At 40.7% G+C, this 26,450-nt stretch carries 23 protein-coding genes and 1 tRNA gene; 14 read left to right on the top strand and 10 right to left on the bottom strand.

Features of this window, described 5'->3' with window-relative positions; genetic code table 11:
• Positions 1–106: 106 nt before the first annotated feature.
• From M2273_RS03165 to M2273_RS03135, 7 genes are all read left to right on the top strand, one after another.
• On the top strand, positions 107–970 hold the full coding sequence (locus M2273_RS03165; protein WP_429392894.1) for an SDR family oxidoreductase: 864 nt from the start codon (positions 107–109) through the stop codon (positions 968–970).
• 117 nt (positions 971–1,087) lie between these two features.
• On the top strand, positions 1,088–1,606 hold the full coding sequence (locus M2273_RS03160) for a DinB family protein (RefSeq protein WP_429392891.1): 519 nt from the start codon (positions 1,088–1,090) through the stop codon (positions 1,604–1,606).
• Between the two features lie 189 nt (positions 1,607–1,795).
• Positions 1,796–2,413, top strand: a complete 618-nt coding sequence (locus M2273_RS03155) for a TetR/AcrR family transcriptional regulator (protein ID WP_429392888.1) — start codon at positions 1,796–1,798, stop codon at positions 2,411–2,413.
• 306 nt (positions 2,414–2,719) lie between these two features.
• The gene (locus M2273_RS03150) at positions 2,720–3,859 is read left to right on the top strand and encodes an efflux RND transporter periplasmic adaptor subunit (protein ID WP_429392886.1); all 1,140 of its coding nucleotides are present in this window, start codon (positions 2,720–2,722) and stop codon (positions 3,857–3,859) included.
• 24 nt (positions 3,860–3,883) lie between these two features.
• The gene (locus M2273_RS03145; RefSeq protein ID WP_429392884.1) at positions 3,884–7,087 is read left to right on the top strand and encodes an efflux RND transporter permease subunit; all 3,204 of its coding nucleotides are present in this window, start codon (positions 3,884–3,886) and stop codon (positions 7,085–7,087) included.
• A gap of 30 nt (positions 7,088–7,117) precedes the next feature.
• Positions 7,118–8,539 (top strand): TolC family protein, encoded by a 1,422-nt coding sequence (locus M2273_RS03140; protein ID WP_429392881.1) that lies wholly within the window; start codon positions 7,118–7,120, stop codon positions 8,537–8,539.
• 215 nt (positions 8,540–8,754) lie between these two features.
• Entirely contained in the window at positions 8,755–10,476 is a 1,722-nt protein-coding gene (locus M2273_RS03135) for a beta-N-acetylhexosaminidase (protein ID WP_429392878.1), read from the top strand.
• 39 nt (positions 10,477–10,515) lie between these two features.
• Here M2273_RS03135 and M2273_RS03130 read toward each other — a convergent pair whose 3' ends face one another.
• Positions 10,516–10,857: a hypothetical protein gene (locus M2273_RS03130; RefSeq protein WP_429392875.1), complete on the bottom strand. Its 342-nt coding sequence runs from the start codon at positions 10,855–10,857 to the stop codon at positions 10,516–10,518.
• 428 nt (positions 10,858–11,285) lie between these two features.
• Between M2273_RS03130 and M2273_RS03125 the strand changes: the two genes are divergently transcribed.
• A complete protein-coding gene (locus tag M2273_RS03125; protein ID WP_429392872.1) occupies positions 11,286–13,085 on the top strand; it encodes a glycoside hydrolase family 9 protein in 1,800 nt (599 codons plus the stop codon).
• A gap of 90 nt (positions 13,086–13,175) precedes the next feature.
• On the top strand, positions 13,176–14,348 hold the full coding sequence (locus M2273_RS03120) for a DUF5009 domain-containing protein (RefSeq protein WP_429392869.1): 1,173 nt from the start codon (positions 13,176–13,178) through the stop codon (positions 14,346–14,348).
• A gap of 419 nt (positions 14,349–14,767) precedes the next feature.
• Here M2273_RS03120 and M2273_RS03115 read toward each other — a convergent pair whose 3' ends face one another.
• The 3 genes from M2273_RS03115 to M2273_RS03105 form a co-directional block, all read right to left on the bottom strand.
• Positions 14,768–15,160 (bottom strand): iron chaperone, encoded by a 393-nt coding sequence (locus M2273_RS03115; RefSeq protein WP_429392867.1) that lies wholly within the window; start codon positions 15,158–15,160, stop codon positions 14,768–14,770.
• Between the two features lie 43 nt (positions 15,161–15,203).
• The gene (locus M2273_RS03110) at positions 15,204–15,671 is read right to left on the bottom strand and encodes a VOC family protein (protein WP_429392865.1); all 468 of its coding nucleotides are present in this window, start codon (positions 15,669–15,671) and stop codon (positions 15,204–15,206) included.
• A 227-nt stretch (positions 15,672–15,898) separates the two neighbouring features.
• Positions 15,899–16,120 (bottom strand): hypothetical protein, encoded by a 222-nt coding sequence (locus tag M2273_RS03105; RefSeq protein WP_429392864.1) that lies wholly within the window; start codon positions 16,118–16,120, stop codon positions 15,899–15,901.
• 350 nt (positions 16,121–16,470) lie between these two features.
• On the opposite strand from M2273_RS03105, the gene M2273_RS03100 reads away from it, so the two are divergent.
• Positions 16,471–17,523, top strand: a complete 1,053-nt coding sequence (locus M2273_RS03100; RefSeq protein ID WP_429392861.1) for a proline iminopeptidase-family hydrolase — start codon at positions 16,471–16,473, stop codon at positions 17,521–17,523.
• Between the two features lie 150 nt (positions 17,524–17,673).
• Here M2273_RS03100 and M2273_RS03095 read toward each other — a convergent pair whose 3' ends face one another.
• On the bottom strand, positions 17,674–19,224 hold the full coding sequence (locus M2273_RS03095; RefSeq protein WP_429392859.1) for an MFS transporter: 1,551 nt from the start codon (positions 19,222–19,224) through the stop codon (positions 17,674–17,676).
• A gap of 242 nt (positions 19,225–19,466) precedes the next feature.
• Between M2273_RS03095 and M2273_RS03090 the strand changes: the two genes are divergently transcribed.
• The 3 genes from M2273_RS03090 (at position 19,467) to M2273_RS03080 (ending at position 21,605) form a co-directional block, all read left to right on the top strand.
• A complete protein-coding gene (locus tag M2273_RS03090) occupies positions 19,467–19,832 on the top strand; it encodes a VOC family protein (protein WP_429392857.1) in 366 nt (121 codons plus the stop codon).
• Between the two features lie 201 nt (positions 19,833–20,033).
• Positions 20,034–21,020, top strand: coding sequence for a 3-keto-disaccharide hydrolase (locus M2273_RS03085; protein ID WP_429392855.1), 987 nt, complete (start codon positions 20,034–20,036; stop codon positions 21,018–21,020).
• Between the two features lie 276 nt (positions 21,021–21,296).
• Positions 21,297–21,605: a hypothetical protein gene (locus tag M2273_RS03080; RefSeq protein ID WP_429392852.1), complete on the top strand. Its 309-nt coding sequence runs from the start codon at positions 21,297–21,299 to the stop codon at positions 21,603–21,605.
• A gap of 123 nt (positions 21,606–21,728) precedes the next feature.
• On the opposite strand, the gene gap is transcribed toward M2273_RS03080, so the two are convergent.
• The 5 genes from gap to hscB all read right to left on the bottom strand — a co-directional run bounded on the left by gap (position 21,729) and on the right by hscB (position 25,515).
• Entirely contained in the window at positions 21,729–22,706 is a 978-nt protein-coding gene (gene gap / locus M2273_RS03075; protein ID WP_429392850.1) for a type I glyceraldehyde-3-phosphate dehydrogenase, read from the bottom strand.
• Positions 22,690–23,571, bottom strand: a complete 882-nt coding sequence (locus tag M2273_RS03070) for a GlxA family transcriptional regulator (RefSeq protein WP_429392847.1) — start codon at positions 23,569–23,571, stop codon at positions 22,690–22,692. The genes gap and M2273_RS03070 overlap by 17 nt, the downstream gene beginning before the upstream one ends.
• Positions 23,572–23,954: 383 nt before the next feature.
• The gene (locus tag M2273_RS03065) at positions 23,955–24,680 is read right to left on the bottom strand and encodes a 3-keto-disaccharide hydrolase (protein ID WP_429392844.1); all 726 of its coding nucleotides are present in this window, start codon (positions 24,678–24,680) and stop codon (positions 23,955–23,957) included.
• Between the two features lie 200 nt (positions 24,681–24,880).
• A tRNA-Leu gene (locus M2273_RS03060) sits at positions 24,881–24,960 on the bottom strand.
• 30 nt (positions 24,961–24,990) lie between these two features.
• Complete coding sequence (gene hscB / locus M2273_RS03055; protein ID WP_429392841.1) at positions 24,991–25,515, bottom strand: Fe-S protein assembly co-chaperone HscB; 525 nt, start codon at positions 25,513–25,515, stop codon at positions 24,991–24,993.
• A gap of 155 nt (positions 25,516–25,670) precedes the next feature.
• On the opposite strand from hscB, the gene kdsA reads away from it, so the two are divergent.
• Positions 25,671–26,447: a 3-deoxy-8-phosphooctulonate synthase gene (gene kdsA, locus M2273_RS03050; RefSeq protein ID WP_429392838.1), complete on the top strand. Its 777-nt coding sequence runs from the start codon at positions 25,671–25,673 to the stop codon at positions 26,445–26,447.
• The last annotated feature ends 3 nt before the right edge of the window (positions 26,448–26,450 follow it).

Raw genomic sequence — 26,450 nt, 5'->3', positions numbered from 1 at the left:
TTTATTGTAAAAGGCTTGACAAATGTCAATGCAATTTTCTGCCTTATGTCATTTGGCAGGTTTTGTGGTCACCGCACCTTTGTTATGTAAATAAATACATAACAAAATGAAAAAGATAATTTTTATAACCGGCACAAGCACCGGTTTTGGTAAATTAATGACTCAAACTTTATCAAAAGAAGGTCACACCGTAATTGCTGCAATGCGTGGCGTAAATGGTAAAAATCAGGCAGCAGCCCAGGAACTTGCTGCATTGCCCGGTGTCGATGTTATTGAGCTGGATGTAACCAGCGATACATCTGTAAATGAAGCTATAGCACAAAGCCTGGCCAAACATGGCCGTATAGATGTATTGGTTAATAATGCCGGTGTAGCAGGTTTTGGTTTAACCGAAGCTTATACACTTGACCAGGTAAAACGCTTGTTCGATGTTAATTTTTATGGGGTGCTGCGTACCTATAACGCGGTATTGCCATCTATGCGGGCAAATAAAAATGGCCTGATCGTCAACATTTCAACAGGTGCCAGTGGCTTTACAATGCCTTTTATGGTGCCTTACATGGCTTCAAAATTCGCGATGGAATCTTTAACAGAAGGCATCCAGCAGGAATTAAAAGCTTATGGTATCGAAAACGTATCCATTCAAAGTGGTGTATACCCAACCGAAATGAATAACGGTAGCAAAACTGGTTTTAATGCTGATAAAGAAGATATTATTGCCGCTTATGGTGATGGCGCCACCAATGCTTTTAATAAGATGGGTACAGCTTTATTTGGAAAGATGGCTGAATTTAAAATGGACCCGCAAACCATTGCCGATGGGGTTCTTGAATTGATCAATAAAGAAAAGGGAACCCGCCCGCTGCGTTTCCCGCTCGATGCAATTGCTTTAGGCGCTGATCATGAATTTGTAAAATCACGCGCAGATATCAAAGATAAGTGGTTAAAGAATTACGGATTTACTTTATAAGTAATACCTTGGTGCCATAATAATATATTACATAAAACATATTACATAGAATGTCACGCCGAACTTGTTTCGGTGTGACTTCAGATTTATATAGTCATAAAAAATCAAAACCAAATCATGGAAACTCAACCGGAAATAAATACCCAACCAACTGAACTTTTTATTAAAATAGCTGTATCCAATTGGGAATTACAGAACACCAGACTAAACGGATTGTTAAATAAGCTGACTGATGAAAAGTTACTTTCAGAAACAGCGCCGGGCCGTAATAGTGGCCTTTATTTATTAGGACATCTTACTGCGGTGAGCGATGGTATGTTCACATTTCTGGAACTTGGCGAAAGGCTTTATCCGCAGTTAGATCATATTTTTGTGAAAAACCCGGAGACATCCGAAATTGAAAAACCTTCAATTACTGAGATAAAAGAATATTGGAATAAGGTAAATATATTGCTTAAACAAAAAATGGATGCAATGCAGCCCGCTGATTGGTTTACAAAACATAGCGCCATATCTGCAGAGGATTTTGAAAAGGAACCACACCGCAACAAGCTTAATATACTCATCAATCGTACCAATCATCAGAGCTATCATATGGGGCAGTTGATCTATTTGATAGAAAAAGCCTCCGTTTAAACATCTTTTACCTGACATTAAGATGAAATGAATTTGACAAAGCGATGGTAAATAAAATTCAAATCCTGTATACTTTTGCCTAACGCTGTTAAATAAATTAATGAGTGTTAAAACCGGGTGATAAAATTTGTTCCCGGTTATTTTTGAAAAATCATTTAACGCTGTTAAATAATTTAATCACATAAAAAAGTGGCAAGTAAAGAACGAATACAACGCTTAAAAGATGAAACCAGGATAAACATCCTGGAGGCATCACTCCAGATTGTGAAAGAGGAGGGATGGCAGTCTTTAAGTATGCGTAAAATTGCCGATGTAATTGAATACACCGCGCCTATCATATATGAATATTTTGCAAATAAAGAAGCTATACTGCTTGAGCTTACCCGAAAAGGATATTTAATTTTATCCAGAGATTTGCAGGAAGCCCGTGGTAAGCATCGCCTTCCCGCTAAGCAGTTGGAAGCTATGTGGCTGGCTTATTGGAATTTTGCCTTTGATAACAAAGAGCTTTACCAGCTGATGTTTGGAGTAGAGATGAATTGTTGCTGTGACCTTGTAGAAACCCTGCCTGAGTCAGAAAACCCATCCACACTGTTTAGCGAAGTAATAATTGAGCTAATGGATATAGAAAATCCATCCAAAGATTTGATCTGTTTAAAATATTATACTTTTTGGTCGGTTGTTCATGGTCTTATTTCTATCAATATTCTCAGAAGGGGTTATTCTGATGAGGTAAACCGCCAGGTGTTAAAAGATGCCATTGGCAGTATAATCAGATCTATTGAGAGAGAGAAAGAAAAGGTGTAATTTTTTAATCTATAAATAACGGTGTTAAATAATTTAACACTGTTAAATGAAACTTCTAAGCATCTACGTAATAATAAAATATAAATAAAATGGACATTAACTTTTACCTACTACTAATCAGAGGTGTTAAAAATATTAACACCGCTAAATCAAAGCAATCATGTAAAGAGAGTTAGCTACGCTAACGCATTTGTAAGTGATTGCAAAATATAACTAAGAATATAACTCAATCAACATATACATCTACCAGCCTTTGGGCTGGGTTTTTAACACCCTATCATTTATCATCATTAAAATTAATCATTCATGAAAAGTATCATTTTAGCGCTCATCGCCCTCTCATTATATGGTTGCTCTTCAGCGCCGCAAACACAGCAAGCTCCGCCGCCACCATCATTACCTGTAGCAACCATTGCTTCAGGAACAGAAACCACTTACCAGGAATATCCTGCATCAATAGAAGGTACTGTTAATGTAGAAATACGCCCGCAGGTAAGCGGAACTTTAGATAAAGTTTTTGTTGACGAAGGCGCCTTTGTAAACGCAGGTCAGCCAATTTTCAAGATCAACGAACAGCCGTACCGTGCAGCTTTAAACAACGCGCTGGCGAACTTACATTCCGCTGAAGCATCACAAATAAATGCACAGCTGGAAATTGATAAGCTTACCCCGCTTGTTCAAAATAAGGTAGTATCTGAGTACCAGTTAAAAACCGCCAAAGCTGCTTACCAGGTTGCTACAGCCAATATTGAATCGGCAAAAGCAAACGTATCAACAGCACAGATCAATGTGGGGTATACCCTGATCAAAGCCCCTGTAAGTGGTTACATTGGTCGTTTAGAAAAGAAACAAGGTAGTTTAGTTGGCCCACAAGATGCCACCTCACTTACTCAATTATCAGATGTACATGATGTACACGTTTATTTTGCTTTAGGCGAAAAGGACTTTGTAAACTTTAAAGAACAATATCCTGGTCAAACCCTAACGGATAAATTAAAACAACTGCCATCAGTATCATTATTACTGGCAGATGGTACCGAGTACACCAAACAAGGTAAAATAGATATGATCGACGGCCAGTTTGATAAAAACACCGGAGCAATTACCGTACGCGCAACTTTTGCTAACCAGCAAGGTCTGTTACGTTCTGGTAACACCGGTAAAGTTCGTTTAAGCCTTGAACATAAAGACGCTTTAATAATACCTGAGTCAGCAACTGTTGATATGCAGGATAAAGTGTTTGTATTTACCGTTGGTGATAGCAGTAAGGTGAAAAAGGTCGCCATTGGCATTGTTGGTAAAAACGGAGCCAATTACCTGGTTAAAGACGGCGTAAAAGTAGGCGACCAGATTGTGTTAAGCGGTGTTGATAAATTACAAGAGGGTATGGTAATCCAACCTCAAAAGGCCACAGATAAAGTAGCCGCCGCTGTAACAAAAAACTAATACATACACTTAAACTTTAAAGTCATGTTTCAAAAATTTATAGAAAGACCGGTACTCTCAACTGTTATCTCCATATTATTGGTGATAGTTGGTGTGCTTGGTTTAACAAAATTGCCCTTAGAGCGGTTTCCGAATATCGCCCCCCCGTCGGTATTGGTTTCTGCTGTGTACCCGGGCGCAAATGCCGAGACTATTTTACGTTCCGTTACGCCTTCATTGGAAGAAGCGATTAACGGTGTGGAAAATATGACCTATATGACATCCACTGCCAGTAACGATGGTACATTGGGCATCACCGTTTACTTTAAACAAGGTACCGACCCCGATCAGGCAGCTGTGAACGTTCAAAACCGTGTTTCTCAGGCAACAAGCCAATTACCTGCAGAGGTGGTACAATATGGTATAACTACTACTAAACAGCAAAATAGCTTTATTGGAGCTATGGGTATTTACTCAGAAGATCCCAAAAAATACGACGCGATCTTTGTAAATAACTACGCACAGATCAATATCATTCCCGAAATCAAACGTATTCCGGGTGTAGGTTCTGCCAGCGTATTTGGTGGTATTAAGGATTACTCCATGCGTGTTTGGTTAAATCCTACTCAATTAGCAACTTACAAAATTACACCCGCCGAAGTGATGGCCGCTATACAGGACAAAAATCTGGAAGCAGCGCCTGGTAGGTTAGGGGAGCGAAGTAATGAAGCATTTGAATATGTAATTAAATATAAAGGTAAGCTTACCACGCCAGAGGAATATCAAAATATTGCTATCCGTGCAAATTCAGATGGTTCTGTATTACGTTTAAAAGATGTAGCACGTGTTGAACTGGGTGCTTATAGCTATAGCAGTGTGAACCGCTTAAACGGGCATGAGGGTATTACTATTGGTATTATACAATTGGCAGGCTCAAACGCCAACGAAATCCAGATTGCCATTGATAAGCTGATGGTGAAATTATCAAAGGATTTCCCTGTAGGTATCAAATACAATCAGTTTTATCGTACCAAAACCGACCTGGATGAGTCAATTGACCAGGTTGAACACACATTGGTAGAGGCTTTTATACTGGTATTTATCGTGGTATTTATATTCCTGCAAGATTTCAGGTCTACATTGATCCCGGCTATAGCGGTTCCGGTGGCCATTATTGGTACCTTCTTCTTCATGAACCTCTTCGGTTTCTCTGTTAACCTTTTAACCTTGTTCGCTCTTGTATTAGCCATAGGTATTGTGGTGGATGACGCGATTGTGGTGGTGGAGGCGGTGCATGCCAAAATGGAGCATGACCCGAGCCTAACCCCAAAAGCGGCAACTACCGAGGCAATGCATGAAATTACCGGTGCAATTATATCCATTACGCTGGTTATGGCGGCGGTGTTTTTACCGGTTAGTTTCATGACGGGTTCAACGGGTATATTCTACAGGCAGTTTGCGTTAACTATGTCTATAGCAATCATTATATCAGCTGTAAACGCGTTAACATTAAGCCCGGCATTGGCTGCCTTGTTCCTTAAAAATAAACATGCCGGAGGTGATCATGATAAACCCAAACAAAGTTTCACTCAGAAATTTTATGCAGGCTTTAATGGCGGGTTCAACTATATGACCAACAGGTATGTTGGTGGCTTGAAATTTCTGATCCGTAATAAATGGATTAGTATGGGGGGCCTTGCATTAATAGTTGCTGCTACAATTTTCCTGGTAAACAGAACAAAAACGGGCTTTATTCCTACAGAGGATCAGGGCTTTGTGGCTATCGCTGTTTCAACACCATCCGGAACTTCATTAGCTAATACCAGTAAAATAATCAACCAGGCAGAAAAAGAGTTGAAAGCCATGCCATCAGCAAGATTTGTTATGGCGTTGTCTGGTTTTAACTTCTTAACACTATCCAACAGTCCATCAGCGGGTCAAATTTTCCTGTTGTTAAAACCTAATAAAGACAGAGGTGCCGTTAAGAATATTGATGATATACAAAATATAATAAGAGGGAAATTAGCCGGCATACCAAGCGGTACTTTCTTTGTGTTTAGTTTTCCAACTGTTCCTGGCTTTAGTAACGTAGAAGCCATGGACGTACAGCTACAGGACAGAACCAATGGCAGATTGGATAAGTTTAGCGGTGTAGCCAATAACTTTATCGGAAAGCTGATGGCAAAACCTGCAATTGCTTTCGCTTTCACTTCATATAAAGCAGATTATCCTCAGTTACAATTAGAAGTTGATGATGAAAAGGCTAATCAGTTAGGGGTAAGTGTTAGAGACATCCTGGCTACTATGCAGGCTTATTTTGGTACTGCACAGGCATCAGACTTTAATCGCTTTGGTAAATACTACCGTGTGGTAGTTCAGGCTGATATTGCCGACAGGACTGATCCTGCGTCTATTGATCGTGTGTTTGTTAAAAACAAGGCAGGAGAAACTGTGCCTATTAACACGCTCGTTAAACTAACTCGTGTTTATGGTTCAGAAACTGCTTCACGTTATAACCTGTTTAACTCTATCGAGGTTCAGGCTATCCCTAAACCGGGCTATAGCTCAGGTGATGCGATCAAGGCTATAGAGGAAACAGCTAAAGAACAATTGCCAACTGGTTATGCTTATGAGTTCTCTGGTCAAACACGTGAGGAAATTTCCTCAGGCGGACAATCGGCTGTGATATTTATGCTTTGTTTGATATTTGTATATTTCTTATTATCAGCACAGTATGAAAGTTACATCCTGCCATTGGCGGTAATACTTTCAATCCCTACAGGTATATTCGGGGTGTTCGTAGTGTTAGGTTTAACCGGTATCGAAAACAACATTTATGTACAGGTAGCTCTGATCATGCTCATCGGTCTGTTGGCTAAAAACGCTATTCTTATTGTGGAATTTGCTGTACAGCGGCGTAAGCAGGGGCATAGTTTAGTTGACTCGGCCATCGAGGCAGCCAGATTAAGGATAAGGCCAATCGTCATGACATCACTGGCATTCGTATTTGGTTTGTTCCCGATGAGTATCGCTACAGGTCCATCTGCACAAGGTAACCATTCTATAAGTATTGGTGCCGCTGGTGGGATGGTGTCAGGAGTATTGTTGGGTTTATTTATCATACCTGTATTGTTTGTAATATTCCAGAAACTGCAGGAAAAAATTAGTGGTGTGCCTTTAGCTGTATTGAACAAAGGAGATCACAATGCAGATGTTCATACAAAAGACCTTGAACTGGCAAATAATTAATTGAGCATTGTTATTAATAATAAAAATAAAATGAAACGATATATAAATCCATATGCCTTTTTGATATTGCTGGTAGCTTTTGTAAGCGCCTGTAAAGTATCAAAGGATGTGGCTACACCCAAGCCCGAGTTACCTGTAGCATTCAGGAACTCGGCTACTACCTCCGATAGCAGCAGCATTGCTGATATACAGTGGAAAAACTTTTTTACCGACGCTACCCTGCAAAAACTGATTGACAGCGCCATAGCTAAAAATTACGATATGCAGATAGCTGTTAAAAACATTGAAGCATCACAGCTGCTGTTTAAACAGGTAAAATGGAACTATGTACCAGAACTGAACCTGAACGTAACGGCCAATACCAACCGTCCGTCAGATAATAGCGTTACCGGTTTGAGCTTAACTCAATATAACATCGGCACCAAGCACATTGAGGATTATAACGCAAACCTAGGTTTAAGATGGGAAGCCGACATCTGGGGCAAGATTCGTAACCAGAGCCGTTCGGCGTTGGCGCAGTACTTGCAAACTAATGAGGCCAAAAAGGCTATCCAAACCAATATAGTAGCCGGTGTATCGCAAGGTTATTACAACTTGTTGATGCTGGATGCACAACTGGATATAGCCCAGAAAAACGTAAGGCTGAATGACAGTACTTTACGTATTATTCGCCTGCAGTTTGATGCTGGTCAGGTTACTCAGTTGGCCGTACAACAGGCCGAAGCTCAGCAGCTTTCAGCAGCACAACTGGTGCCTGGTTTTGAACGCGATATTGCCATACAAGAAAACGCGATTAAAATTTTAACCGGTGCCCTGCCCGACAAAGTTGAGCGTACTGCCCATTTAGATGAGTTAACCATTCCTGAAAACCTTTCAGCTGGTGTACCGTCAGCTATTGTAAGCCGCAGGCCCGATGTGAAAACCGCAGAACTTGCCCTGAATGTTGCTAACGCCAACGTAGGTATAGCACAGGCTAATATGTACCCTTCATTAACTATTACTGCTAATGGTGGTTTAAATACCTTCAGGGCAAGTAACTGGTTTACTGTTCCGGCATCGTTATTTGGTACAGTTGCCGGCGCTTTAACTCAGCCATTGCTGCAACACAGGCAATTAAAAACACGATATAAAGTGGCTTTGGTTGACCGTGAAAAAACCGTACTGCAATTCAGGCAATCAGTTTTAAATGCAGTAGGCGAGGTGTCCGATGCGCTGGTTCGTATAGAAAAACTGAAAACACAACAGTCTATCATCGCTAACCGTGTAAGCACCCTGGAAAAAGCTACCAGTAATGCTAACTTACTGTTCAGCAACGGTCAGGCTACTTACCTGGAAGTGATTACCGCGCAAAGCAGTGTATTGCAAAGCGAACTTGATTTGGCAACTGTTAAAAACGCGCGTTTAAACGCCATGTCGGATTTGTACCGCTCATTAGGCGGTGGTTGGAAATAAGCAATAACTCCATCATATATAATTACAAAGCGACTATGCTCCGGCATGGTCGCTTTTTTTGTTAGCTATTTTTACTTCAAAGCCAAAACCAGGGGCATCAGATAGTGATGCGTTTTTTATTTTCCTCTACTTTAACATATTACAAATAAATTACCCTGATATATCCAAAAAATCCCTATCATAGTGCACCCCAGTAATTTTGAACTTTTTATTTAATGAAACTTAAACTTTTAGCGGCGCTTCTTTTGTTTTCTGGTTATTTAAAGGCGCAAAACGTAAATATTATTCCGCAACCCAAATCGGTTATTAACACTGCTGGCCAATTCAATTTTAATAGCCATGCTACAATTGGTGAAAGCGACACTTCTTTAATATCGTTAGCCAATTACTTTCAAAAAGAAATATCTAAGGCAAAAGGCATAACGCTTGTTGTAAGTAATAATGAAACAATCAGTGCTATTGACCTTGTATTGGTTAATACACCGCAAGCAACGGGAGCATATACGTTGAAGATAACACCTGAACACATCACTATCATATCGCAAAGTAAAGAAGGTATTTTTTATGGCTTAACGTCGCTGTTACAATTGGTAAAAGATCAGCAGCGGGATAACGATGGTGATCTTTGCATACCGGCCTGTAATATAGCAGACTTGCCGCGTTACCAATGGCGAGGCTTAATGCTTGATGAAGCAAGGCATTTTTTTGGTAAAGAAAAAGTTAAGCAATTACTCGATTGGATGGCTTATTACAAGCTTAATAAGTTTCACTGGCATTTAACAGATGTGCAGGGATGGCGCATCGAGATCAAAAAATATCCTAAACTTACATCTGTAGGTGGTGTTGGTAATTACAGTGATTCAGCTGCCGAAGCCCAATATTATACCCAGGACGATATCAGGGAAATAGTAGCTTATGCTGCCAGCCGGTTTATAACTGTGATCCCTGAAATTGATATGCCGGGCCATGCCACAGCAGCTAACAAAGCTTACCCCGAATTTACGGGCGGCAGTGTTGCTGGTTATCCGAATTTTACGTTTAACCCGGCCAATGAAAAAACCTACCAGTATTTAGCCGATATCATCAAAGAAACCAATACGCTTTTTCCGGCCCACATGATCCACCTTGGTGGCGATGAAGTTGCGTTTGGGATTAAAGCATGGTCGCTTGATACGGCTATGGCACATATGATGCAAAAAATGAATTTTGAAGGAGTTAGTGATCTTGAACGCTACTTTTTTAAACGGATGACGGATACTGTTACGAGCCTGGGAAGTAAAATACTGGCTTGGGATGAGGCCACCGGAACTAATCTGCCTGCCGATAAAACCATTATTTTTTGGTGGCGGCAAAATTTACCCGGCCAGTTACACCTGGCGCTCCAAAAAAACTATGAGGTAGTACTTTGTCCGCGTTTGCCTCTGTACTTTGATTTTGAGCAGGATAATAGCCATATATCAGGTCGCAAATGGAATGGTGAGGTCAATAAAATAACTGATGTTTACAATTTTCCGGATAGGCAAATACCGGCAGACGAATTGAGTTCAAAACTCATCATAGGTATACAGGCCAATATCTGGACGGAGCGTATAGGATCTGAAAAACGATTGGACTTTATGCTTTTTCCGCGTATAGCCGGTTTGGCCGAAGCAGCGTGGACCGCGCCCGAACTAAAAAATGAAGTTTTGTTTAATGAACGGTTAAAGGCAGACTTGAAGAATTATGATAGTGCAGGTATCTATTATTATAATCCATTTGATCCTGCATTTCATCCCGAAGCTATTGACTTTATTCCTCGTATCAAAGTATCTGAAATTCAAAGATATAAGCATCGTCATGCTTCAAAAAAATCGCATGTCAAATCCCCCGTAAAAGGTAAAAAGGGTTTAACCAAAAAACACAAAACATCAGGCAAACTGCATAAAAAAAGGAAATAACTTATTGGGTTATTTCCTTTCGTAATTATGTTTTTAAGCCTATCTGTAAGTAGAAAGGTGGGTTGTTTTTATGCTGAGCATAAATGATTTTCCGACGCTTATTTTTACGCTTTTATCTAATAAAAGGGCTTTTACCGCCTCGTCGGCTTTAATTGCCTCGTAAAGGTCACGTGCCACTGCCGATCCACTAATGTTATTCATAACCTTACCATTTTCCATGGTGATGTTAAATGTATAACCTGATTTTCCGCGGTCACCTGCCGATTCAAAATCAGTTATATTCAGTTTAAACTGCTGGTCTTCATTCAGGCTTTTTTTCAAATGCAAACGGATAACGGGCATGTACCTTTTCCAGGTAGTTAAATACTTTCTTTCTTCCATACTGTGCTTTCTATATAAAAATGGAGCCCTTGTGAGGAGTATTCTACAAGGGCTTCAAACGATGTTAAGAACGGGGACGTATCCCGATCTTATATTAAATAATTTGTTGTTTGTTAAATTTAAGGTAGCCTGGCTTTTAAACCGCCAATAATGTTACCACATTATTTTTCAAAGCTACCTAAATTAAAGGGTAATGAACTTATATAATTCATATAAAGTTCTGTAATTAACATTTTTATTAAATTCCTGCAAACAATCTATTATTAGGCTATTGGTAAACGTATAATTTTAATCTTGTAGTGGTTATATAGGGGTAACCAAAGTTAACTTTAAGCTTATTTATAAAGCTAATTAGTAATTTGCAGCTATAACCACAGGTTAATATAATGCTGTTAACACCATTTCTTTACCCAGAAAAAACTTCCTTAATGACGATCGCCAATTTTAAAATGAACCATACCGGGCAATTTAAAGCAATCCTCACCTGTTTTTTAGTTTTATTAGGTTCGGTCATCAAAGCCGCACCCATAATTTATGTTAATCAGGTTGCTTTTGATGCCCGTGGAGCAAAAATGGCCGTTATAAGTAATGATAATAAGCTAAGTGGCAATACTATGTTCACGCTGATAAATGCATCTGGTAAAGCCGAATTTAAAGGTACACTAAAAGGTCCGCAGCAAATAAATGAATGGGCACAGGGTAAATATTTTTACCAGGCCGATTTTTCCTTGTTCAAACAAACCGGCAAATACAGGGTAAGCATTACTGTAAACGGCAAACAATACCAGTCGGATGAGTTTGAGGTAAGCGAGAACGCGCTGGCGGTAAATACCATTCCATCCATTATTAGTTACTACAACAAACAAAGAGCTAATACGCCAACCGAATTGGAGGTTGATAAAGCGGTAATTCTTTATGGCAGCACAAAAACAGCCGATGTGCATGGGGGATGGTGTGATGCATCTGGCGATGTAAGTAAATATTTTTCGCACCTGGCTTATGCCAATTACATGTCGCCACAGCAAATACCTCTGGTTACGTGGTCAATGGTTAACGCGGTACAAACTGTGCCTGGTTTGCTTAATAAGTTGGGGGCTTATGAAAATATGGTTAACGAGGCGTTGTGGGGTGGCGATTATATGGTGCACTCGCTATCAAAAGAGGGCTATTTTTATATGACCGTTTTTAGTTATTTTAGTAAAGATCCCAAAGCACGCCGGATAGTGGGTTTAAGGGCCAACAGTGTTACTACTGATGAATACCAATGTGCTTTTCGTGAAGGCGGCGGTATGGGCATAGCGGCCCTTGCCAGGATCTCTCAGCTAAAAAAAGACGGGGAATTTAAATCGGCGGAATACCTTGATGCTGCAAAACGTGCTTTTGCCCACTTGCTGATTAACAATACTAAATATGACGATGACGGCAAAGAAAATATAATTGATGATTACTGTGCCCTAATGGCTGCAACTGAACTATGGATAGCTACGGATAGCTCGCTTTACCACGATGAGGCTCGTAAACGCGCGCAAAACATAGAGAAACGCATGAGCCCGGCTGGTTACTTTATAGCTAATGATACCGGCCGGCCGTTTTGGCATGCTTCTGATGCAGGCTTACCGATAGTTGCTTTGTGCAGGTATTTGAGTAAAGAGAGCAATACAGAAGATAGGAGTGCTGCCTTAGATGTGATCAAAAAAGCACTTGATTACAACTTGCGGGTAACCACAGCGGTAAGTAACCCTTTTGGTTACGCAAGGCAAACCTTCCGCATGGGTGATAAAATTAAAGACGGATTTTTTATACCACATGAAAACGAAACTGGCTGGTGGTGGCAGGGTGAGAACGCGCGCTTAGGATCATTAGCTACGGCTGCATTGATAGGGGGCAGGCTGGTTTACCCGGAAAAAGGTGGTTGGGGAGTGAAGAAGGGATTTGCCACTTATGCATCTGATCAAATATCATGGATATTGGGTTGTAATCCTTATTCCATGTGTTTTATGTACCAGTTCGGTAAAAATAATGTGCCATATATGAGCTCAAGTTTTGGTCATGGATCAGGCAAGGGAGGCATATCTAATGGTATTACCGGTAAAGAGGGTAATCCTGATGGCAGTGGGATTGATTTTAAAACACAAGACAAAGGCAATGAGTGGCGCTGGACGGAACAGTGGCTGCCTCATGCCGCCTGGTTTTTACAGGCCATCACCGCTATGGCCCAGCCTGAATAATATGAATAATACTTAATAAGTCACCTTAGTTATTATCTTTATCGGCTTTAGGTCATATTGTTAAATAAAGATAATAAACAAAGGCACCACATGAACCAACTACCCAGGCGTTTATTATCTATAGATGTGTTCAGAGCGGTTACCATGTTGTTCATGATATTTGTGAACGACCTGGAAGGCGCACATAACATACCAGATTGGATTGAACACGTGAAGGATAATGTTGACGGATTAGGTTTTGCTGATACCATTTTCCCGGCTTTCCTTTTCATTGTAGGGCTTTCACTGCCATTCTCCATCAATAATCGTTTAAAAAAGGGCGAATCATTTATTTCAATCGCCGGTTATATTTTGCTGAGGTCAATGGCTTTAATTATCATTGGCGTTTTTCATGTAAACCTGGAAACTTATAGTAATGTATCGCTGCTATCAAAACCCATGTGGGGTTTACTGGCTCATATTGGTTTTTTCATGATCTGGTTGGATTACCCTGCCGAAATGGTTAAAGCTAAAAAGTACGCACTTATGGGCACGGGTATAATTATACTTATTTTTTTAGCTATTGTTTACAGGGGCGGCAAACCTGGTCATATCCATATAATGCAGCACTCGTGGTGGGGCATATTAGGTATCATTGGCTGGGCTTATTTGGTTTGTGCAAGCGTGTATCTATTGGTTAAAGGCAGGCTTTGGGTATTAATTACCATGCTCCTGATCTTTTTGACTATAAGTATTGTTTCGCATTTGGAGTTGTTTGATATGGATCTGTGGGTAATAGATGATGCATCTTCAGTTTCACTGGTAATGTGCGGGGTAGTGATCTCGGTATTATATGCGCAACTGGCCGAAAAAGGAAAAGCAAAATACATTTGGGGCATTTTTGCAGCGATAGCCGTAGCTATGCTGGCCGGTGGTTTTATAGTAAGACCATATACGGGCGGTATATCAAAAATATACTCCACAACGGCTTGGGTAATGATATGCTCAGGCATCAGCATATTGGTTTTTGAACTTATGATATATCTTGTTGATGTAAGGGGAAAGCAAAACTGGTTTAAGCTTATCCGCCCGGCGGGCACAAGCACCCTTACCTGTTATTTAATTCCGTACTTTCAATTTTATATTTTAAAGCTGCTCCATGTTAAATACCCCCATATCATTAATTCAGGGACAGGGGCATTGATAAGAGCGATGGTTATCTCTTTTTTAGTGATCATTTTGGCAGGATACCTGGAAGGAAGAAAGTTCAGGCTAAAAATATAAAAGCCAGGGTATTTCACCTTACAACTATTTACAATTTCTGAATTATTAATCATTTACCTATCTTAGGCTTCAGTTAGCCGGGACTAATCAACCGCAGGCCAAATATCTACAAAGCCCAACCAATCATGTGCTTTACGGTTCTGTAATGGCGACTTGTATGTAGTTGCACAAAAAAATATCCTATGTTGGTAGCTATAATGAAGATCTTTATTTTTTTATGTATTTTAATTGTACCGCTGCGCGGTCCGTCAAGAAGAAGAGAAACCAAATATGACCAGCCGGAAAGTGCTAAGATTTTTTCAAAATATAGCGTTAATGAGCAAGGCATGTTAGAACGGATAAATAATGAACACAAAAACAAATAGGAGTAATCTCTATTAATTACTCCTATTTCTATATAAGTTGGGGCAACCCCGAATTTAATCTTTACTTTTTTTAGTTAGCGCTAAAATTTCATTCTGCGCTACACGGGCCAGTATAATTTTCCTGATCAGTTCAATTGGTATTACTTCATCAGGTAAAAAATGAAGGGTTGATCCGGAGACTTTAACATCCTTAAGATCTTCTTTTAAGGTTTTTACCAGAGCTGGGTTCATTGTATAAAAGCTGCAATACTTTTGATTCGTGCCAATGCCAACCAGCATATAAAGATACTTATAGCAGGGTAGCTGGTAGCTGATCGATTCTATAGCCTGCGGAACTGTTGTTTGGATGATTGATCGCAGCTTTTCAAGCGTAGCCCTAAACTCCACGGGTTGCTGTGCTATATATTCATCAGCAGTACGCGGAGTTGGGAAATTTGAACCTCTCATAATATAAATATAATGAAATCGATTTGGGTTATCACCAACGTTATTATTGCTCGTATGCTTCTTTTAAGGTTTTAATATCGAGCTTACCCATTTTCATTACTGCCTGCATTACGTTAGCCGATTTTTTAGGGTCCTGTATCCAATCATTTAGTTCAGCTGGAACTATCTGCCATGACAAGCCGTATTTGTCTTTAACCCAACCACAAAAGGACTTTTCACCACCATCAGAGGATAGCGTTGTCCAGTAAAAATCAATTTCCTCCTGGGTCTTACATTTAACAGATAATGAAACAGCTTCGGTTAATTTAAACATTGGGCCCCCGTTTAAGATCATGAATTCTTGCCCTTCAAGTATAAAGGTAGCCGCCAATACGGTTCCTGCAGGTTGATGTTGCCCTTCGCCATAATAGCTGATGTCTTTAAGTTTTGAGTTTTTAAATACTGTAGTATAAAAATTAATTGCCTCTTCAACTTTACCGTCGAACCATAAGCAGGTGGTGATCTTTTGCATAATAATTTCTCCTTTTAATTGTAATTACTGTTTTATCATTTTGTTTTGATATCTCAAAGTTACTTGCTCTGATTTCCATTAAAAGGGTGTGAAAGTGACAATCTGCGGGGGGTATTGCGCAATAGTGTAAGGCGATGAAAACAATAAAGCCTGATCCGTTAAACGGGTCAGGCTTTATACATCCAAAAGGATCAATATTGAAACTTATTTGCCTAAGGCTTTATAAGTTAGGCGTTTTTTGATTTTTGTCCGGCGTATGGTAAAGATGATATAAAGATCACCATGCCTATACCAAAAGTAACAAATCCACCGTAAACAATTCCGGCTGACGCGTCAATTCCACTAACCGAATCGGCCGGGTTAAATGCGTGATTTGGGGTAAAAGCAATATAACCGCCTACAATTAATATGCCTATCGCTGTAATTAAAAGCCCTAATGTTTTTTTCATGTTCAGTAATGTGAAGCTATAATGCGACAAATGTATAAACTTTAATGTAATCAACAAAAAACCCGATGCTTAAATATCGGGCTATTGTGAATAATTTTCTCAATATAGGTTAAATCAGGCTTTGATTGATAATTTATCGATGCCATCTTGTTTGATTTAATTAGCCATGAACTAATTTATACAATAGGGTAGGAATAAGCCCCGTCTAAATTTAAATGTATTCTGTATCCCCACTTTTGGTGATAGTCGGATCTACCTTAAAGTTTATACATTAGCCCCGCATAAAAGCACATGCAAAAATAAATCTTTGGTAAGTTTAGATTTGAATTGGCTGCATTGAAAAAATGAATATGAAACATTTAAAGATCTTAATATTAATAGCCGCTACATGGTTATGTGCGTGCAAAAATCCCGAAGGGCAACAAAAAACAGAACTGAGCTTAAGCAGCTTTTTAAAAGATACCACCGATGGTGTACAATCGGGCGGGATAAAGGTTATCGCTATTAATACCCCTAAAGGAAAATTCAATGTATGGACAAAGAAAATAGGCAACAACCCTAAAATCAAGGTGCTGTTGCTTAATGGAGGTCCCGGTGCCACCCACGAGTATTTTGAATGCATGGAAAGCTTTTTACCAGCCGAAGGTATCGAGCTGATCTATTATGATCAATTGGGTACCGGTAATTCTGATAACCCAAAAGATACTTCTATGTGGAGCTTGCCTCGTTATGTAGAAGAGGTAGAGCAGGTAAGACAAGCATTAAAACTGGATAAAGATAATTTTTACCTGTTAGGGCATTCATGGGGTGGGATACTTGCTTTGGAATACGCGTTCAAGTATCAGCAAAATTTAAAGGGGCTCATTATATCAAACATGATGGCCAGCTGTCCCGACTATGGCAAATACGCTGATAATGTGCTGGCAAAACAATTTGACCCCAAAGTATTGGCACGTATTAGAGCTATTGAAGCAAAAGGCGATTTTCAAAATCCTGAATATATGCAACTGTTAATGCCCAATTATTACGCTAAACATATATGCCGCTTCCCGGTAGATGAATGGCCCGAGCCTTTAACCCGTTCTTTAGATAAAATAAATCAATCATTGTATGTAACCATGCAAGGGCCAAGTGAATTTGGCATTGCCGGCAAGTTGCTTAAGTGGGACCGCAAGGCTGATCTGCCCAAAATTGCTGTTCCGGCATTAAGCATCGGGGCGAAGTATGATACTATGGATCCCGCGCATATGCAATGGATGGCCACGCAGTTTCAAAATGGCAGTTACCTATATTGTGCAAATGGTAGTCACATGAGTATGTATGACGACCAGCAAACTTATATGAACGGCTTAATTAAGTTTATTAAAGGAGTAGATGCGGGAGAAAAAAAGATAAAATTATAAGCTGAACATCCTATACAACATTTAAACAAAAACGCCCGATGAACATATCGGGCGTTTTTGCTGAATCTGTTTGATTTTACCACCGTTATTGTTTACCGTAGTGATGTGCCGCAATCAAATGCAATGAAAGTATTTAAGGATCTGTTCTGATCAGGGTGCATTAGTCTTTTTTATGGTGCTATTCTTAATAAACAGGAACGACATCAATGCTCCCAAAAAAGCAAGTGCTGCGGATAGCTGCATTACCCTGGCATAAACATCAATAAAACTCGCATGGTATAGTTTTTTAACTGCTGCCTGCTCATGTTCATTAAAACCTGTGGTCACTTTAGCGTCACCCAGGTTAGCGGCCTGTGCCATTACTGCCTGTTTTTGTTTGGAGTTTAACTGAGTATGCTGTATTCGATGTTGTAATGATCCCGTGAAAAATAAAACGGCCAAAGCGCCTAAAATAGCATTGGCAAAAACATTTGATATACGCGTAAGGGCATTGTTTACACCAGATGCTGTTCCTGAAAAATGATCACTTACTGAGCCCATTACCGCCGCGGTGAGTGGCGCAACAGTAAATGACATACCCGCTCCAAAAACAAGAATCCCGGGAAAAAAGGTTGTCCAATAATCACCAGGGCCGTTGGTTTGTTTTACAAAAGATAAGATCAGCAGGCCTGCACCTGCGGCGGCGGGGCCACCTATCAATAATAGGCGGGGGCCATATTTATCTGCAAGACCACCTGCGAATCGTGCCATAGATATCATGAGTATGGTGAAAGGCAAAAAGGTAAGTCCAGATTGTAACTGACTGTAACCCTGTGCCTGAACTAAGTTTAATGAAAGGAATAACATACCCGCGCCAAGCCCGGCATACAGAAAAAAAGTAAGCAGGTTTACCCCCGTAAAAGTCATATTGGTAAATAATTTTAACGGCATCATGGGGTGCTTACTCTTACTTTCAATAAAGATAAAAGCAGCCAGCAATAACAAGCCGGCTCCCAAAGTAGTATATACCTGCCAGTTATTTAAACCAACGGCAGGTACCCGCAGAAAACCAAAAGTAAGCGATGCTAAGCCCAGCGCGATGGCTACAGCCCCGGGAAAATCCAAAGCATGGTCGCTTTCTTCGTCGCGACTTTCTTTCACTTTTTGCCATAGGATTAAAAGAGCAACCATACCTATGGGAATATTAATGAAAAATATATAACGCCATAAACCTGCATCGCCAAAGGCCCCACCCAGTATTGGGCCACCCAGGGTGACCACCGTAGTAAACGCCGACCATGTACCAATGGCCTTGCCCCGTTCTTTTTCATTAATTGAAGAGGATATCAATGATAAACTACCGGGTATCATCAATGCCCCTCCAATGCCCTGCAGCATTCTGAAAACTATAAGCAAAGTAACATCGGGTGCAAAACCGCAGGCCGCTGAACCTATTATAAAAATAAAAATGCCTGTCATGAATACTTTTTTACGGCCCAGCTTATCGCCCAATGATCCGCCTATCATAATAAGGGAGGCCAGCATAACCAGATAGGCATTTAGTATCCAGAAAAGATCGGTACCGGTTGCGTTTAAACTTTGTTGTAATGATGGTAATACTACGTTTAGTGCTGTGCCATCAATAAATGCCATTGCCGATGCCATGATTGATGAAACCATGATCCATTTACCAGCAGAACTACCAAGTGCAACTGTTGCCATAAAATAGGTTATATGGTAAATGTAAGAAAGTACAATCACAAAATTGTTCTTAGTAAAGTTAAATTATAAGTGCTTTTTCACTAAACAGCCAGACTGCCACCGAATGGAATGAAAAACACCCGTATTGAAATAATCGTTAAACTTTTTATCTTTACTCAACCTCAGCTCAGGAACAACGTTTTATTGCCAATTACCATAATTATCAGATTCTGAGCATTCAGCAACAATTAAAAACGAAAATAATGGAACATAAAGCCACGTCTATTCGACCATTCATTGGAGCCGAAAATTTTGAAATATCAAGAAGTTTTTACCGGGACCTGGGTTTTCAGGAAAGTGTTTTGGCTCATAACATGTCTTATTTTAAAACTGCGGGTTTAGGATTTTATTTACAAGATGCTTACGTGAAAGATTGGATAGACAATTCAATGATTTTTTTAGAAGTTGAAGACGTTAATCAGCATTGGAACGAATTGGTGGCTTTGGACCTTGCATCTAAATACGAACGTGTTAAACTAACACCAATCCGGGGATATGACTGGGGTAGGGAATGTTTTTTGCACGACCCGTCCGGAATCCTCTGGCACTTTGGTGAATTTTACAAATAGTTAAAACTGTCAATAAATTTTTACTACAGGTCATCATTGTTTTTTATAAGTTCATCACGTCTGGATATTTCAGCGGCACGTGTGGTGCCGGCCACTAATCAGGTAAATTTTTTTGGATAAAGAAAAATAAAAAAACTACCTTTCAACCTGTCATCGCAAGTGTATATAAAAGTTTGAAACTATAAATTGTTAAAATAGAATATGAGAAACTTATCCATGTTTGGCAATAATGCCATTTGCCGTTTTTTTTGCATGCAAATTATCCTGACGTTATTTGTTTTTTCGACAGTTAAGGCATCAGCTGGCGAGACAGAACCGAAGAAAGACCCCGATGTGATTGGCCGGTGGGACCTTACCATCACCAAAGCTGGCAAAAGCTTACCTTCCTGGTTAGAAGTGCAGAAATCAGGTACACATACGCTGATTGGTCGATTTGTATATGCTTTTGGTAGCGCGCGTCCTATTTCAAAAGTTAAACCTGATAATGGTAAATACAGCTTTTCTATTCCTCCACAATGGGAAGAAGGGAGCAGGAACATGGATTTTCAATTTGAAGTTAGCGGCGATAAAATAAAAGGCACCATGGTTTTTACCGATGGCGTTACTTATGAATTTACGGGTGTCCGTGCTCCATTACTTATCAAGTATAAAAGTCCGGTTTGGGGCACGCCGGTGAAATTATTTAACGGAAAAAATGTTAAAGGCTGGCATGCAGATGGCAAGAATCAATGGATAGCAGAGGGTGGTATTTTGAGAAGCCCGCATTCAGGCGCTAACCTGATAAGTGATAAAACTTTTACCGATTTTAAACTTCATATTGAATTCCGATACCCGCAGGGAAGCAACAGCGGCGTTTACCTGAGGGGCAGGTATGAATTGCAGATCATCGATACAAAAAGCGGCGACCCAGAGCCTATCAACAACCAGTTCAGCTCCATATATGGTTTCCTGCCGCCAAATAAAATGATGGCGAAAAATCCAGGCGAGTGGCAATCTTATGATGTTACACTGGTTGGCAGAATGATAACAATTGTAGCTAACGGAAAAACGGTAATATGCGACCAGGTGATCCCCGGCATAACCGGAGGAGCGATAAACAGTCAGGAAGGAGAACCAGGCCCGATACTGATCCAGGGTGACCATGGACCGATTGATTACAGGAATATTGTTATTACTCCTGTAAAGTAGTGGATACTAAGAGACAACAAAGCCTTCCTGAGCAATCAGGAAGGCTTTGTTATTTCAAGACATAGTTAGATTGAATCTTTCCATTGAATACACAACTTCGGCGCTTGTAAAGCGTATACAAAGTAACTCACGAATAAGAATGATCTCGATTGGAATACGGTGAGGTTGAAATAACAAAAACCATTGTAGAATTTAAGCCTTCAAGAGGCCAATAAGGAGCAACGTTGCACTATGGTTCAATTTCAAACGGCAAACGCCTGAACAATATAGGAATTGATGAAAACAGCAGAAGAAATAATTTGGTCAAAAGCAGCTCACGCCGAATATCCATCTTATTATAATGAAACAGACATTGAGGACATGATGGAATCCTACGCTGAGCAGTTTAAACCTCAATGGGTTCCGGTACAAGACGTTTTAACTTCAGAGCTTATTAACAACCTTGATAATCTCTACTTGTGGGATGGCCAAAAAAGGGTAACGGGCAGGTATAGCCCAAGTGATGGAAAGTTCTACGGTTACCTAACCAAGTCTGAATTTTTGGCAACACATTGTATGGAATTACCTGGCCCGCCCAATATTTAATATATCTCCCCACTCACTATGGTCGGTGTTATAACAACAGAGCCCTCCTGATTGCTCAGGAAGGCTCGTAACCAGTGACCGGGCCATATACTTCATTCGCAAATAACTATGGCCCGGTAAGATTTAAAGTACAGATACCAATTCGGCTATCCTGTTGGAAATGCCGACCTCATTATCGTACCAGGCGACTACTTTCACCAATTTTCCGATGGATTTGGTGAGATTACCATCCACAATGGAGCTGTGAGTATTACCCAATATATCTGCAGAGACGAACTGCTCTTCGGTATATTCCAAAATTCCTTTCAAAGATTGATCTGCATAGCTTTTTAAAATAGCATTGAGGTCTTTTGCTGAAACTTCCTTTTTAAGATTGATCGATAGGTCGACAATCGATCCGTCGATCACCGGGACACGGTAGGAGAATCCGTCCAACTTGCCTTTTAGCGCTGGCAAAACATCACCTATCGCTTTTGCAGCGCCGGTTGTGGTAGGTATTATTGAATGCGGTGCAGAGCGCGCCCTTCTCAAGTCTTTATGCGGCGCGTCCTGCAAATGCTGGTCGGCTGTAAAAGCATGCACAGTGGCCATAAAGCCGGATTCAATACCGAACTCCTTATCCAGTATGAATAATACTGGAGCAATACTGCCCGTTGTACAGGATGCTGTTGAATAGATCTGGTCGCCGCCGATCAGGTCATTGTTTACGCCATGCACAATGGTTTTGATCCCGCCGGTTGCAGGGGCAGTAATTAGTACCTTTTTTGCACCCGCGTCAATGTGAGCCTGCGCGGCCGATTTGTCAGTAAAGCGGCCGGTCGATTCGATGACCACATCAACACCCAGATCTCTCCATGGCAGGTTTTTAGGATCTTTTTCGCTCAGTAGTTGTATTTTTCGGTCATTTACCAACATGGCGCCGCCTTCTTGGGCAACCGAGCCTGGAAAGCGTCCGTGAGCGCTATCGTATTTCAACAGGTGGATCAACGTCTGCAGATCCGTCAGGTCGTTGATCGCAACAACCTCGATATCCTTTTTGTTTTGTAAAGCCCGTAGCGTCATCCGGCCGATGCGGCCAAATCCATTAATTGCAATTTTCATATTTCTGTAGTTTTAAAAATCTCCTGTAATCTGATGGTGTAACCATCAGGTGTCTTAAAAATAACCGTCTCATGGATACCAATCCCCCTAAACCGCAACGCAAAGCGATTTCTTCAAGCGACAGATCGCTTTGCTCCACATAAACACTGGCAGCTTCCACGCGAAGCTTTTCAATGAATTTGGCTGGGGAAATTCCAGTTTGCCTGGTGAATACCCGGGTGAAGTTCCGCGTACTCATGTTCAGTTGTTCCGCTAAACGGCCAATATTCAGGGGTTCGTGCAAGCGCCCTGCCAGCCATTCTTTTAACTGTACGGCCAGGGCAGAAGTATCAACCAGTGTCCCGAATTGCACCTGGTAAGCCTGCTTGTTCAGGTAAAAGAAAATGAGTTTCCTTGCTACATGGGCTGCAACGGCCCGCCCGCAATCTTCCTCTACCATCGCTAAAGCCAGGTCTATTCCGGAAGATACCCCGCCGGAGGTATACAACTGCCCGTCCCGGGTATGAAAATAATGATGGTCCAGTAATAGGCCCGACCTTTCTACAATGGTAGCGCCAACGCCTATCGTTCCGATCCGGCGGATTTGGTTATGCACGCCTGCCAGCCAGGTATAGAATTGCTTATAGTTTGATTCAGAGTCGTTCCCGACAATCAGTAGCGTATCAATACTACCCAGATCCCTTAACGCATTACCATTGATTTGTAGCCCGCCAATGCCTTTCATTGTTTCGCCATCCGGAGAAATCAATAATACCTCGTATATATCCCGGAGCGCATTGGCATGCCTGAAAACATCAGCAGGTCCTGCGAAATCCATCAAGAAGTTACCGGACATCACCACAATAGTGATCTTCTTCTTATCCATGTTCAAAATTATATAATACTAAACCTGTCTCAAAGGACATAAATTATACAATTTAGGCCATGTACCAGTTGCCTGGATATTGCCAAATTGGGTTCAATGACAGACCTAAATGAAACGAATGCGAAATTTTGGACTTTATGTTAGAGGCCTTTGGCATTCCGAACAGCCAGACGCGGCTGCCGTTGATGGACCTTCAGCCTATTGTCGGTGTTATCACCGCACCATTAAAACAACAAAGCCCTCCTGATTTCTCAGGAAGGCTTTGTACTGAAACGATTAGCCACTCTGTTTGATAGTTAAGGCCGATTTGAAATATCTAACCCGATTCCGATATCTATCGGGACTATCATTGATTGTTTTAATTTTAACCATTCGATGATTTTCTATAGTTCTTTTATTTTAATATTTCTGAACGCAATACCGGTAGCCCAGTCTTGCAGAACGAGATGGCCGCTGATATGCTTGCCGTATTCGGGGTAAGCGTGAAAATGCGAGTTTGCTACTTTTTGTGCCCAAGCTTTGGAAGTAAAGTCCTCCTCTGTGGTGAGTATACCATTAAGATAAAACTGCACTTTGCCGTTTTTTTGCCTTATTTCAGAATGGTTCCAGGTATTCTCAGGTTTGGTTTTCGCCAGTTTTTTTTGCGAAGACATTCCGAATAAGCAGCCTGAACGGTATTGCGGTTTGGCATAGTCTCGGTTGGCATTGTCGAGCAATTGATATTCCGGCCCTGATGCCCAACCTGTCGGAACATCTTTTCTTTCTAAAACGTTAATAAAAACGCCGCTGTTTCCTCCTTTTGGCAGTTTCCAGTCAAATTTCAGATCATAGTTCTTATATTCCTTATCGGTGATCAAATCACCCGGACCTGTCTTATCCATTGCATCACAGAATAGCTCCCCGTCCTTGGCCTTCCATACAGTGAATGCCCCCTGGCTGTTATACAAATGCCAACCGCTGGTCGAGCTTCCATCAAATAATAGCTTCCAGCCCTGTTTTTTTTCTTGTGCGGAGAGCTTATTGTTTTGGTCTCCACTGAAGGAGTAGCAAGTAAAGATGGCTGCCGATATAGCCAGGATAAATAAACATTTGGTGTAGTTCTTTTTCATAATTTTTCAGGTTCTGATTTATTGGCATCAATTTGCAAATAATTTTATCAAGATCGTTAAGATTTCTCCCTAAGAAACTAACATAATAGTCAAAGTGCAATTTGAACGGGATTATTATAGATGAAATAATATTCAACCTATGGTCGGTGTTATCACCGCACCATTAAAACAACAAAGCCCCTTCTTTCGAAGAGGCTTTGTACCCAGCGCCGGAGTCGAACCGGCACGGTTTCCCACAGGTGTTTGAGACCAGCGCGTCTACCAATTCCGCCAGCTGGGCATAGTATGTTGCAAGTGATCGTTGATTTTCTTACAAGCGGGCTGCAAATGTATCTAAACTCTCTTTAATTCGCAACAGATATTTTTGTCTGTAGTAAATTTCTGCAATTTCATTCCGTCTGCTTTCCTGCGCGGTATGGTCGATTTGTTCATAATCTGCAGTAAGTTCTGCAATCTTGTCGTTAATATCTCCCTCAATAGCAAGCACTTCCGCGGTAACTTGTGCCAGTTGTTCTGCATCTTCAACTTCCATCAGGCGCTCATTAATATCCATCATTTCCATTAAAAAATCTGCCGGAAGTTGTGGTTTTGCACCCTCAGATACCAGATCATGCAGCTTTAAAATGTATTTCATACGGCGTGCCGGGTCCGAAAGTACCTGGTAAGCCTTGTTATTTAATGTTGATAGTTCCAGTATTTCCTGTTGTTTGGCCTCATCCTCGCCCGCATAAAAATCAGGGTGATATAACTTACTCAGTTCGTAAAACTTTTTTTTTAGCGTGGCCTGGTTTGTATTAAATGATTCAGGGATGCCATAAAATTCAAAATAGTTCATAGCGCAAAGGTAAGGAGATGTAGACGTGAATTTCATTGATTTAATTGAATTACATGAATTTTGATGATCAGTTAACATTCATGATTGCGAATTACTTTCTAATTCGTGTAATTCATGGTTATCCTTATCTTTGCTCCTTATACCATAAATAAGCTATGTTGTTTGAACAAATACGGCAAAAGCCGTTCTTTATATTAGGGCCCTGTGTAATGGAAAACCAGGAACTTTTATATCAGGTAGCAGAGAAAGTTGCCGAAGCTGGTCAGCGCTACAATGTACCTGTGATCTTCAAATCGTCATTTGATAAAGCCAATCGTACATCTATCCATTCGTATCGTGGCCCGGGTATTGAAAAAGGTATGCAAATGTTGCAAAATGTAAAAGATCGTTTCGGACTGCCGTTTACAACCGATATTCATGAACCCGCACAGGCAGCCATAGCTGCACAAGTGGTTGATATATTACAGATACCAGCCTTTTTATGCCGACAAACAGATTTGCTGGTGGCTGCTGCCCAAACAGGTAAAATAGTAAATGTAAAGAAAGCTCAATTCCTATCTGGCCAGGATATGTTTTATCCGGCTCAAAAAGTGATAGAAGCCGGTAATACTCAGGTTATACTTACTGAACGGGGTAACATGTATGGTTACAATAACCTGGCTGTTGATTTCAGGAACATTTATGATATGAAGGCTTTTGGCCATCCCGTTTGTATGGATTGTACCCATTCGGTACAGCGACCAGGAGGGGCGGGGGGCAAAACAGGTGGCGACCGTACCTTTGTACCTATGATGGCATTAGCTGCAAAGGCTTTTGGTGCCGATGGTTATTTTATGGAGATACATCCCGACCCGGATAATGCGTTGAGCGATGGACCTAACATGGTTAAATTACAGGATCTGGATAAGGTAATGGCGCCTTTAGTGGGATAAATA

Origin of the sequence: Mucilaginibacter lappiensis (assembly GCF_050433765.1) — a bacterium.
In the GTDB taxonomy this organism is placed as follows: domain Bacteria; phylum Bacteroidota; class Bacteroidia; order Sphingobacteriales; family Sphingobacteriaceae; genus Mucilaginibacter; species Mucilaginibacter lappiensis_A.
The sequence above is the reverse complement of the archived record's forward strand: the minus strand, read 5'-3'. Positions and strand labels throughout refer to the sequence as shown.